The organism is Elusimicrobiota bacterium, from assembly GCA_016788905.1.
Lineage (GTDB): Bacteria > Elusimicrobiota > Elusimicrobia > FEN-1173 > FEN-1173 > JADKHR01.
Genome location: JAEURZ010000022.1, coordinates 16325 through 28850, shown reverse-complemented (window position 1 = coordinate 28850; position 12526 = coordinate 16325). Strand labels below are relative to the sequence as shown.

Here is a 12526-nt window from a genome sequence, read left to right as displayed (position 1 = left end):
AGAAAATGACATGCAATCGACCCGGCTTTCCGTTGCCGACGCCTGGATTGCCGCGACCGCACTGAGTCTCGGGGCTATTCTGGTCCACAAAGACCCCGAATACGAGCCGCTCAAAAATAAAATCCGGCAACAAATCCTTCCTTACAAGTAACGGAACCCACAACAAGAAACATGTTCTTTGCTCAGAACACAAATTTCTCCTGCACCTGGAGCGACTTGTTTAAAATCAAAGATCCTCATATAATGGGGAAGGAACGCTGGAGAAATCCCAAATGAATTTCAAAAATGCGGCTTTTGGATTTGCCATTGGAGTATTATGTTGGGGAACCACAATGGCGACCGAAGTGGTCGTATTGGACTTCAATAAAATCAGTTCCGCCACGACTCTGTTTGGATCGAACGCTCAGGTCAACGACAACCAAAAAGTTCAAAACCGCCTTTTTGACGAACGGATCCTCGATCGTGGGTTCGAGTGGTCCCTAGATCAAAAGTGGACCTCCGTTATCCAAACGGCCACTGCCTCCATTTCCCAAGATTGCACGGAAAGATATGGGGATAGATGTTCCGCCAAAACCGTCATTAACACCTTTCTCTCCGGGAGCATTGTGGCAATGGTCCAAACCGCGGTCTGGGTGGAGTCGGGACAAACCTACACATATTCATTCTGGGCAAAACAATCCAGCTACGGGGGAAACATCACGGTTTCAATGATCGATCCCAATACCCTTTATTCCATCGTTTCAAATTCAGGAATTCACCCTTCCATTGCTTCCAGCTGGACCCAATATTCAGGGTCCTTCACCGTCACAGACAGTCAAGTCAACGGTCTTTTTCTTCTTCAATTTAACGGAACAGGAACAGTTTGGATTGATAACTTAAGTCTTATCCCCACGGTCACCCAAAGTGGCCTCTCTCCTGCCCTATTCAATGCCTTTGGAGAATTGGGGATGAAAACCATGCGCTTCGGTTCTGGGAGTGAGGCCAACGCTTACGACTGGAAAAAAGCTGTGGGCCCTCGAGATTTGAGAAAATCAAATGTGAGCGTGTTTCACTATTACACTCAAACCGCCGGAGATGGCTTCGATAAAAAACCCTATTACAATGATTTTGGTGTGGACGAATTTCTCCAAATGTCCGAGGCCCAAGGATGGACGCCTGTCTTTATCGTCAATTTAGCCTCTGGACCTACCATCGCAGCCCAGTGGGTCGAATATTGCAACGGATCACCATCGACTCCTTTCGGCGCCCAACGCGCAGCCAACGGTCGATCGACCCCTTACCATGTCAAATATTGGGAGGTGGGAAACGAAATTTGGAACCAAATCGCTCCCGAACCGGGATCTTTGCCCAACCCCGGGGGATACACTCAACCGAACACAGACAATTACATCAATGCCTTTCGAGATTTCTCTGACGCCATGAAAGCGGTAGACCCCACCATTTTTGTCGGTGCTGTAGGAGGGCACAAACCGTCGGATGGGTATATGACAGGGATTGTGGATCCCAACTGGAATCAAGATCTTCTCGCTGGGGCCGCGACCCAAATGGATTTTTTATCGATTCATGTTTATGCCACGGGACGCGATAATCGTATGCTCGATGAAACAACCGTTTATAACGCGCTCATGGGGTCCCCTCTCTTTTTTGAGGAAGAAATTATCAGTTTAAAATCCCTCATTGCCGAGTCGGGAAACCCTCAGATCCAAATCGCGGTTACTGAATACGCGGCACAGACCACCACAACGACAGGGAATAGTAATTTTTTCTTCCCACAAAATCTCCAATCCACGCTTTTCATGGCTTCCATGAAAAACACCTTTCTCCGCCAGGGCATTCGATTGGTCAACCAGTTCGATCTGTTAAACGAAAGTTCATCCCTCGTGGAGTTTACTCTCACTGCCGGATTTAACGCCACCCTTATTCGTCATGGTCCCTTTTATGTGGAGACGCTTTACAAAGATTACCTCAAACCCACACTCGTGGACGTCCAAGTGACCGGGACAACGTTCACGTCTGAACCTGTGGGGTGGATGCCTGGAGAAACCTCTATCCCAACGGTCGACGCCTTGGCCACTCTCGACTCTGCCAATAAAGAAATCTCACTCCTGATGGTGAACCGAAACAAAGACAACAGCGTCTCCGTTAATCTTGATTTCGATAATTTCAGTTTCCCTTTAACCTTTGAGCAGGGGAGCGTGATTTCGGGCTCCGCGATTGATTCTCGCAACACGGTGGCCACACCAAACGAAATCCAACGGTCCGGGTTCAATAGCTCCGACGTTTCTTCTCTTCTCCCCTCGACAAAAGGGGAACCCCGATTCCAGGTGACACTCCCGAAGCTGTCAGTTACAGCCCTTCAATTTTCCTTCACTGAGGGGTCACTTCAAGACGTTCGAGCCTATCCTAACCCATTTCAGCCCAACCTCCATCCCAGAGGGATTTTTTTTTCCTCCATTCCTCTGGATGCCCACGTTCGGGTCTTTACGATTACGGGTGCCCTCGTTCGCGAATTATCTATCAATGAACAAAATGGGGAAACCGTCTGGGATGGCCGCAATATAGAGGGCCAGAGGGTCGCCAGCGGCGTCTACCTCGTTTTGATCAAAAGTAACTTAAGGAGTAAAACGTTAAAGGTCGTGGTCCAGAACTAACGATGTAGCTTCCAAAACTTCCCATTTCAACCAGCCAACCCATTACAGAGATCCCCTGCCCGCAGAAAGGGATGGATCCTTCTCCGGAATGTTTCCCCACGCCAAACACGACCAGATCTAATTTTGTAAAATATCCTTGTTCAATCTGAAGGCCAACATTTAGGACTCCCTTCGCCCATGAATCATTTGGATCAGTTGGAACAACAGAGTGTCTATATCTTCCGAGAGGCGTTCCGTCATTTTGAACGTCTCTGCATGCTGTGGTCCATTGGGAAAGATTCCACGGTCTTGCTTTGGCTCGCGCGCAAAGCTTTTTTTGGACATGTCCCCTTTCCTTTGGTTCACATCGACACCAGTTATAAACTTCCAGAGATGATTGCCTATCGGGAACGATTGGCCCTGGAATATAAACTGACCATGATCGTCGGCCAGAATGTTGAAGCCATTAAGGCCGGTCGAACGTTTCCGGCCACCCAACATCTTCCGGAGGGCCATCCCGATAAATTGTCTCGAGTGGAATGTTGTGGCCTTTTGAAAAAAGACGCCCTGGCCAACACGCTGAATGGCACTTGGCCAAGACAAAAACTTAACCACACCTCAGGTCAATACGAAATAGATCCCGATCGGGCCCCGTACCATGGCGTCATTGTGGGTGCCCGAGCCGATGAAGAAGGAAGCCGCTCGAAAGAGCGCTATTTCTCTCCCCGGGACAAAAACAGCGCCTGGGATGTGGGGGAACAACCCCCGGAATTTTGGAATCAGTTTAAAACCGATTTCGCCCCAGGCACCCACGTTCGCATTCACCCCTTATTGGATTGGACCGAGCTTCATATCTGGGAATACATTAAACGGGAAAATATCCCCACCGTATCCCTTTATTACGATCAGGGGGCGGGAACGCGTTACCGAAGTTTGGGCTGTGGCCCCTGCCAAGCCCCCATCGAAAGCCAAGCCCGGAACGTGGACGATATTATTACGGAACTGAAAAGCGGAAAACTTAAAAACGTTGCGGAACGCTCGGGCCGGTTGCAAGACGGCAAACACGGTCTCGAAGAACTGCGCCGCGAAGGGTACATGTGACGACCTCTTTGCCTGGGGTGGACACCCGAGAACAGATGAGCATTGTCATCGTGGGTCATGTGGACCACGGGAAGAGCACCGTCGTGGGCCGGCTGTTCGCCGACACGGGTTCGCTCCCGGAAGGGAAATTGGAATCGGTACGCAAAGAATGTTCCCGCACGGGAAAACCCTTCGAGTATGCCTTTCTCTTAGACGCCTTGACGGACGAACAGGACCAAGGCATTACCATTGATACCGCCCGATCCTTTTTCAAAACAGACAAACGGGACTATATTCTTATTGATGCCCCCGGCCATATCGAGTTTCTCAAGAACATGATTTCCGGCGCCGCTCGGGCCGAGGCAGCCGTGTTGGTTATCGACGCCAAAGAAGGGGTTCGAGAGAACAGCCGGCGCCATGGGTATTTGCTTTCCATGTTGGGAGTGAGACAAATCCTAGTGGTTGTGAATAAAATGGATCTGGTGAACCGCGATCAAACTCTCTTTTTAAAAATCGAACAAGAGTTTCGCTCTTTTTTAAAGGGAATTGGGGCCCCTGACCCCGATTGTTTTATCCCCGCCAGCGCTTTAAATGGTGAAAATCTTACGATCCGAAGCCAAGAGATGGGTTGGTATAAGGGCCCCACTCTCTTGGAAGCCCTGGACGAATTCCAAAAAGCGCCTCCCCATCTTGACCGCCCCCTTCGTTTTCCTGTACAGGCCATTTATAAGTTCACCAGCCAGGGCGACGATCGTCGGATCATCGCGGGGCGCGTGGAATCCGGTCGGGTGAAGGTGGGGGATCCTGTTTTCTTTTCTCCCTCCAATAAATCCAGTGTCATCAAGAGCATTGAAGCCTTTAATGCAACACCCCGCCAAGAAATTGGCGCGGGGTGGTCAACGGGGTTTACCTTAAACGAAGAAATTTACATCACCCGTGGCGAACTCATGAGCCACACCGCGGCCCCACCCCTCGTCAGTACCCGATTCCGCGCCAACATGATATGGCTGGGCAAGAAGCCCTTTATCAAAGGCCGGGACTACAAACTCAAAATCCATACCCAGGCGGTTCCGGTTCACCTTCATGAAATCAAAAAAGTGGTGGACGCCTCTGACGCCGGGAAAGTTTTAGAAATTCACGAAGTCGGGCGTCATGACGTGGCGGATGTTGTTCTCGAAACGAAACAGCCCATCGCCTTTGACGACATCACCCAAGGAGAAGCAACAGCCCGTTTCGTTTTGGTGGATGGTTACGACATCGCGGGGGGGGGAATCATTATTTCCGCGGAACGGGACGATCAGGAAGAACTCCGGGAAGAAGCCCGTCTGCGTGATTTCCATTGGATTAAAGGGGGTGTCTCCCCCCAAGAACGGTCACAACGGTTCGGGCACCGGGCGGCGTTGGTCATGTTTGTTGGCAAGTCCGGTGTCGGAAAACATCGCTACGCCCGCACTCTTGAAAAAGATCTCTTCCAGGATGGCCACGCCACCTATATGTTGGATGGGACCAATGTCCTTCTTGGCGTTGACAGCGACATGATTTGGACCCAGTCGACCCAACAGGAACTCGTTCGTCGGTTCGCCGAAGTGGCCCACATTCTCCTGGACGCAGGGCTCTTGGTGGTGTCCACCACCAACGCCATCGGGCTCGCCGATGTCGCCGCGGTCCAAGCGCTTATTCCCGATTTCCCTGTCTTGGCTATCGAGATCTGTTCAGGGGAAAGCGCGCTTTCCTCGGCGGATCTACGACTGACAGGTCAGGAACAAAATCCCGACGCGGCGTCAAAACTCGTTGGACTTCTCACCCGCCACAACATCCTCTTTCCTAAAAAAAAGTAGTCTCTTTTTCTCCGTTAAATTTTCCCAAACCAGTCTTACAACAAACCCGAATGGGATCGACTAGGCTTGAATCAAGACCGCCACCAGGTGCGTTAACTGATCTCCCGTGACTTTTTGAACATCGTAATACAAATCCCCATAAAACAGGGAAAGGAGCTGGGCGAGACGTGGGTCTATGGCCCATTCGTTCGCATCGTGAAAAAATAACATCATGGGCCTCAACTCGGAAACAGTGGTAACACCTTGAACCTTTTTCATCAATTTCTCCACCGAATATTTCGACTCGGCGTTTAAGAGCTCTCTTGTCTTTGAAACCATGGAATACTTCAAATCGACTCGAATTCCTTGCCGTTCCAAAAAGGAGGAAACATCGGTATTCGAAATGTTTTCGGGGACTATCAGCGTGAGGGGAATATTCTTGGATTCACTCAACAAGGAGACCAAACGCAACTGATCTCGCGTCGCAATATCTTGAGGGTTCAAATAAGCTTGGCGATCGGCCTTAAAGAGGGATGCTGAGACCTCTATTCCAAGTTCTTTATCATGTTTAAGCGCGGACTCCACGGCCTCGGAGAAAGACAAAAGGCCCATCTCCCTATTGTAGCCTTCCCCCATCTCACGAAGTGCAAAAGACAGATTCATCTTCAAATTTTTCTCAAAAGCCGCCACTTCCAAGGCCAAGGATTGGAGATCGACTCGTCTTTGTTCTTGGGATACATTTTCGGCCCGATGCCTTACGGCCAAAGACGAACCGAACGAACGAGAGGAAATCATCGCCCCGAGATATTGACGATCGGATTCTCTTCTGCGTGTTTCAGTTGAGACGCGCTCCCGAATTTCATTGACATCAATGGAAAAAATCAACCGAGTGGGTGGGGGGATAATTTCGGGTTCTGGTCTTCCAAGAAACATATTGAGAAGATGTCGGCCCCAATGGGGTTTCGAAAACGCAATGTAAGCATCCACACTCGATTGAAATAGAGTTGTCATCGTTACCGCGCCCAAGAAAACAGGGGACGAAACGAGCGCCATCACCTGATTTAGAACCGCTAAGTTTTCCAGGGGAATATAAAACCCAACACTGAGAAATACAACGGAAACAAGAAAACTTGCAGGGATCTTATAGAGAGCATCAGTCCATGTCAAAGTTTGAACTTTCTTATGGGGGAAGAAGTTTCGCAAAAACAGGTTCATGATTTTATGGGTTAGGGCCCAGAGAATGACTCCGCCTCCCACATAGGCCACATAAAAAGACCCCAAGGCCCCCACCCCTGCCCAGAGGGCAAGGGAATAGAAACCGGCGATGTAGGCCACCCGAAGTGAATTTTCAAATACCACAGCCCCACCCAGATGCAACCAGGGTCGATTTTTAATCTTTTCCGAAGAATGCCCCACAAACATATTGAGTAAAGAATTGAACCGAGTCGGCTTAATTCCCAGGTGCTTCATGGTGATCTCAGAAAACAAATCAAAGACAGGTCCTCCCGCTCGGAGTTCTGGAACACCGGCCACAATTTGGTTCATCGCCTTCTCCATTGATTTTTTCGAGGCGCGATGGGGGTTCAAGAAAATCGTTGTTTGGTCCTCATACCGAACGGCTTGCATGGGCCCGGATAAGCTCGTATTGACCATCAGATGAATGTTAAGATATCGAATTTTCTCCCACTCAAACATCTTTTCCAGCCACCCCCCAACCGTTTCAATGTCTGCTTTGGACACATGCCAGGCGGCAAAGTCATCGGTTGAAAAGGGAACAACAAGTTCAAGCGAAAACTTATTCTCTGAGATTGAAGGGGGGGGCAAGAGCGCTGTCGGAATATCCCTGCCCTTGAAGTTTCTTCCTGAAAGAGGAAAGACTTGCCCCTCCTTTGAGTCAAAAGACGTGAGGGGGGATAGTGCCGTCACTCCCCTTAATTCAAACACCCTATTCCCATCTATATTCCGAGCCCTTACTGTGACAGGATGGCCAGGTTTTGAAAGGCTTATTCCTTGTTTAACAAAACGAGTTAAAGCCCACCCTAACTTTTCGAAATCCAAATACCGATGATCTTTAAACAGGGACTCTAAATCATCGACCAACGCACTGGAATGGGTTTCCGGGTCAGGATAGGTTTCCTGAAAAGAAAAGGACATCATCTGACGAGTTAAAAACCGTAGGTCAAGGACTTGGGAATGGGAAATGGTTTCTCCTGAATTCTCGAGAAACCCCAGTAACGTTTGAAGGATTTCTCCCCGGGATTCCAACCCCTCATTTCCTTGAAGCCAAACAGATTCCACGACCGAACGCCACCAGAGCTCCATAGGTGTATCCCGAGAAAATAGATCAAATTTAGCGATATCCGAAACCACCGTTTGAAAAGAATGTTCAGTTAAGGACACGTCCCCACCCTTATTTTGATCGGTTGCTCTTAATGCGATGAATTCAAAGAGGGTCTTTTCAGTGGCGATTCGAAACCATGTCTTTTTTAAGAGCTCATCATATTTGCGATCGGCCCACTCAGAAAGATCATGACGGTAGGGTCTACGGGTCTCTCTTAATTTATTGGAATATCTTTGGAATTCTCTCCGAAGTTGTTCCGCCGTTGGAAATCCTTCATTGTTTGTAATGACACGGGTTTGGATATAGGGACGATGCATGTCACGGTACCCGTCCGACACGTCAATCATGGCGAGCAAAAGAGCCAATCGGATGTGCCGGTCTGTCACCCCCGGAATAGTCGCTAATTGCTCGTTTGAGCGGGGACCAAGGGCACTGTGCACTTTTAGAATACGCGCAACGTTCTCTGTTATTGGCAATTCCTCTCTCTCCATCATTTCAAAAACGACGGATTCATGTTTTTGAAGTTCCTCTTGAACATCCGCGGTTGGCCCAAAGATCGCGCGGCTGGCAATACTGTGCACACAATCAGGATGGAATTTCCCTGTATCATGAATGATCGCGGCCAAGCGAAGGTCATTTCGATCGCCAGAGCTTAAATTTAAGTCGCGGGAAATACGGTTTGCCAACTCCCGTGATCGTCGCATGTGGGCGGCAATTCCGTTCAAAACGGTTGCGGGTACTCCCAGAGCGATTGCCCGCTGAATAAAGGCGTCGTGCGCTTCCTCCATACGCGCTTCCGTTTTGACTTCCCAAGAAGGGTAAAGAAGTCCCCCCAAAAGACGGGGAACAAAGCGTCGAATCGCACGGCGGTTTGAAATCCAGAAATCCGGAATATACTCCCGCGCCCAAGAGACAGGGCCAAATTCCATGGGTCCAAACCAATTAAAATCGTACAGAGATACCATCGTTGAAATTTCATCAAGTAAAAAAGGGCTCTGATAGAGCGGATTTTTCGGTAAATCAACCACATATTTGCTGCCTTGCGGCTCAGACACGATAAGGAATTCTTGTTCAGTCCCGTTTCTTTTCCTGACTCTCACGGCCATGGCCGAACGCCCCTTGAACTCGAAAACGCGAGAAGAAACGCCAACAATCGTTTTAAACGGGCTCGCAAAGGATTCGAATTGCTCTAAATTGTCCCCTTGGAATCCCCGTTTCAATTTTTCCAAAAAATACCGAAGGGAAGACCAAAGAACATGGGACGTTTCCTGACGTAGGAATCCATCCGCTCTCGTTGAGACTAAATTGGCGGCTTCGGTCCCCGCTTGGGTTTGAAGGGGGAAATTCAAATGGATGACGTCACCCGCTAATAGTTTTTCCAAGGGGCGTGGTTGTCGACTAAACACATCCAAGGGACTGCCTCCCTCTGGGACCCTGGATAACCGCGGGGTCACCACAACAAACGAAACCCCCTTTTGCCTCAGCAGACGAACCATTCCCTCTGTATGGAAACCTCCGGCCACAAGGACCCCTGATGAACGACCCTCTGATTTCATTTTCTCCAAAAGATTTTCCACAAGGGACTTGTTCCGATCCAAGGCTCGCTCACAGAATTTTTCAAATGGAGCGAGGCTCTCCAGCGTTAGGCTATTCACCCCATCAAGGGGACGTCCAAGAAGTAACGAAAGTTCACCCGGAATCTTTTCCAAAAACTTCCGGTCTTTCTGGTAGCGGTACCACTCGGAGGGGGAAAGTTTGTGAGAAATCAGTTGATCCACCCGACCCAAAGATCGGCGGGCGGCTACCAGGAATTTCTGTTCAGGAGTTCTGGCAAGAAGAGAGTCCGCGGCGAGGTCTAGGGATTCCAATTCATCAATAAGGGCTTCCCTCTGGATCCGTTCCGCCAAAAGAACGTATGAAATGTAGTTATTAAAGTTGGTGTACGACGCAACCGAAATCCCGTTGGCAAGGCAAAACGGCTGGAGGAACCTATAATAAGCACCGTAAGGAAGTGATCCTTTCCGGTAATCCGCACTTTTTTGAATTAAGACAACCAGAGCCGCCTCTGGGACCTTACGGGTGATTTCCTTAACAAACTCCGCTCTTTCCTTTTCAACAATTTTTAAGTCCAGTTTTTTCTCCCAATCCATGGAACGGAGGAGGAGTGAAATATTGGGGAAATCTATTTCATTAAACGTCCCCACCCTCCAAAGGTGGTCAACAAAAGACGTCAAGGGTTCACGATTAGACTGATAGGCCTTCCGGTGGTTTTCCAGGGCCCGGAGTTCAGGAGAATAGAACCGTTCCTGAGCTTCGTTCAAGTCAAAAGATACCCGATTGAAAGACTCCCTAAGGGATGACCGATGATCTTCAGACTCCTGGAACGCCTTAATATGATCCCCATACAACCCTAAATCTTCCACACCCCAAAGAAATGGAACTTTTTTTGCGGTAATAGCGGCAACTTCAGGCCCGGATAAATACCCCAGTTTCAAAAAGGCATCCGCCATGGTTTTGGTCACATCCGGGAAAGGGGAGGCCCGGTAAGGTTCGAGATGAAAGGGACCAACAGCCCCTTCCAGTCCCACAAAATCCACCCCACCCTCTCGCTGCAATGCGTCCAAGATCCCCGCGAGATTACGCTGAGCTTCTTCAATATCATGAATATCCTGCAAATGAATAACCATGGGGGCCGCAGGATTTGAGGATTGAAAAACTTCCCGAATGTCCCCGTACGCCGCAAGGGAAGAAGTGATCCATTCAATTTTTTCCGATTTCCCTGAAGAGAGACCGCCTAAACCAGAACTCGAACGATAAGACCGCTCCGATGGTCCTAAAAACAGCGGGGAGGAGAAACGTCCCGGGACGAGATCGCCAGCGGAAGAGACGAACGAAGTGGACGCCAGGAATGGGGTGGGGGGGGATTTGAGCCTTTCAGAAGAACGCGAACGTCGATCCTGCCAAAAATTAGATTCAACAGCATACGCCCCTGGAACATGGAGCAAGAAAAACATGGCGCCCAGAAGAACGCGAAAACCTGAGCCGCACATGGGGGAGAAAAGGTGGCGGGATACGCGGAAGCTAATTGGAATTACAATCGCAAGAATTTAAAGATTTCTCATTGGGGTTAACTGCTTCATTGATCACCCAACGTCCTTCCTGGTTGGAATCCTTCGCCCAAAGAAAGGCAACTCGTTCACCGGCACAATGCACACAGACACCTTCAGAATGAATCGATCGCTCCATAGGGCCTCCCTTCTCTCGCATGGTTTCCATAGCCCTATCCTACGAATTGGGCCTTAAGATCCCCTAAAGAAGTTGTAAATTTATTGTAAACGACCAGAAGCTTTCTTTGACGACAAAATCTCGCCCAGACGAAATCATGACAAGGCGGCCCCTATTCGACGACGGTGCGTAATAGTACAATACGTGTTCAATAAATACGAAACATCGCATTTTTCTGGCCTCAGCGTGCGCAGAAAAACGGGGGATAACGGTGGATAATCTACGGGTCAAGATCAAGATCGGGGAGCGGGAATTCGAAGCAGAGGGAACTAGAGAAGCGGTCGAGGCCAGGCTAGAGGAAGCTAAGATTTGGCTACTCAAAGAGTCGGCAATGGAGACCAGGCGCATTCCCGGCCCACAAAATCCAGAAAAGGCCGAAACAGAACACCCCGTCTACGATGTAGACCGGGGTCAAAGGACAGTCCGTTTGCGGGTCCTGCCACCCCGAGGCGAGGTTCTTCAGCGCCTTTCCAATGCCCTCCTGCTCCTCCTTTACGGCTACAACAGCCTTCTTGGTCGATCCGAAGTACCGGTGACCCGAATGGCCGAAGACCTCCGAATGTCGGGATTCGCTGGACTTCGAAGGCTTTCCAGATCGTTCGAGCGCCTTGAAAGAGAAGGATTAGCTTCGCGATCCGGCTCAGGAAAAGGAACCCAATACCGAGCCACGCTGCCGGGTCTTGAATCAGGAAAGACGCTCGCCAAATCTTTCTCGAAATAGAATTAACGATCTGATTCTATCCACAAAAACAGAGCAAATCACTCCTATTTATTATGTCCGATAATATATATTATGTTAAATAATAAGGCACGGACACCAAAAATATAACAAGAATAATAAGAATCACATTAAATATCAAAGTAGTTAATAATCAGTGTTTTTAATTTCAAATCTAACCATGTTTATCAAATAAATCATTTTTCTTGGCGTTGTGTTTATTTTGATGTTTTTTATACCCAACGTGTCACCCTATTTCATGAAAAAGTGTTCGTCCAATTTTTTGATTTAGGGGGTGCCTATCATCGCATCTGATTTTTCGGCTAATTTTTTGTAGTGTTCTTACGTAGAGATGACAATGGCTGTGAAGTTGCATTTTCCCCATATGACAGGGATCATTGCAATGAATGCCGGAGCTGAGATAGAGTAGGGTTACGACAACTTCAATGGGAAGGAGACTTCATTGTTCACAATTGGCGAATTCAAAGGAAACGTAGTGATCAGTCTTAAAACAAGCGAGGAGGATCGGTTTGGCATGACCTTTGGCTTAACCAAAGCCAAGCTGATCCTGGATAACGTAGACAACATTCGTAAATTTTATGAAGACAACAAAGATAAAATAAAGAGAAAAATAGAGACCCCACCAAACGAATAA

Annotated in this window: 6 protein-coding genes and 1 pseudogene; 6 read left to right on the top strand and 1 reads right to left on the bottom strand. The window is 48.8% G+C overall.

The features are described 5' to 3' along the window. Positions 1 to 22 precede the first annotated feature (22 nt). The 4 genes and pseudogenes from JNK54_09235 (at position 23) to JNK54_09220 (ending at position 5548) form a co-directional block, all read left to right on the top strand. Positions 23 to 151, top strand: a pseudogene (locus JNK54_09235) (VapC toxin family PIN domain ribonuclease). A 121-nt stretch (positions 152 to 272) separates the two neighbouring features. Next, positions 273 to 2651 (top strand): carbohydrate binding domain-containing protein, encoded by a 2379-nt coding sequence (locus JNK54_09230; protein ID MBL8024445.1) that lies wholly within the window; start codon positions 273 to 275, stop codon positions 2649 to 2651. Positions 2652 to 2828: 177 nt separating this feature from the next. Next, positions 2829 to 3731, top strand: a complete 903-nt coding sequence (gene cysD / locus JNK54_09225; protein ID MBL8024444.1) for a sulfate adenylyltransferase subunit CysD — start codon at positions 2829 to 2831, stop codon at positions 3729 to 3731. Between the two features lie 17 nt (positions 3732 to 3748). Further along, on the top strand, positions 3749 to 5548 hold the full coding sequence (locus JNK54_09220; GenBank protein ID MBL8024443.1) for an adenylyl-sulfate kinase: 1800 nt from the start codon (positions 3749 to 3751) through the stop codon (positions 5546 to 5548). A gap of 60 nt (positions 5549 to 5608) precedes the next feature. Here the strand turns inward: JNK54_09220 and JNK54_09215 are convergent, their stop codons facing one another. Further along, positions 5609 to 10882 (bottom strand): HD domain-containing protein, encoded by a 5274-nt coding sequence (locus tag JNK54_09215; GenBank protein MBL8024442.1) that lies wholly within the window; start codon positions 10880 to 10882, stop codon positions 5609 to 5611. 482 nt (positions 10883 to 11364) lie between these two features. Between JNK54_09215 and JNK54_09210 the strand changes: the two genes are divergently transcribed. Both JNK54_09210 and JNK54_09205 read left to right on the top strand, forming a co-directional pair. Beyond that, on the top strand, positions 11365 to 11874 hold the full coding sequence (locus JNK54_09210) for a hypothetical protein (GenBank protein MBL8024441.1): 510 nt from the start codon (positions 11365 to 11367) through the stop codon (positions 11872 to 11874). 460 nt (positions 11875 to 12334) lie between these two features. Beyond that, positions 12335 to 12526 carry a hypothetical protein gene (locus JNK54_09205; GenBank protein ID MBL8024440.1) on the top strand — a complete coding sequence of 64 codons (192 nt, stop codon included), beginning with the start codon at positions 12335 to 12337 and terminating at the stop codon, positions 12524 to 12526.

What these genes read in the sequence shown, in the direction of transcription:
- JNK54_09230 (MBL8024445.1), top strand. Translation starts at nt 273, where the DNA reads ATGAATTTCAAAAATGCGGCTTTTGGATTTGCCATTGGAGTATTATGT.
- cysD (MBL8024444.1), top strand. Translation starts at nt 2,829, where the DNA reads ATGAATCATTTGGATCAGTTGGAACAACAGAGTGTCTATATCTTCCGA.
- JNK54_09215 (MBL8024442.1), bottom strand. Translation starts at nt 10,882, where the DNA reads ATGTTTTTCTTGCTCCATGTTCCAGGGGCGTATGCTGTTGAATCTAAT.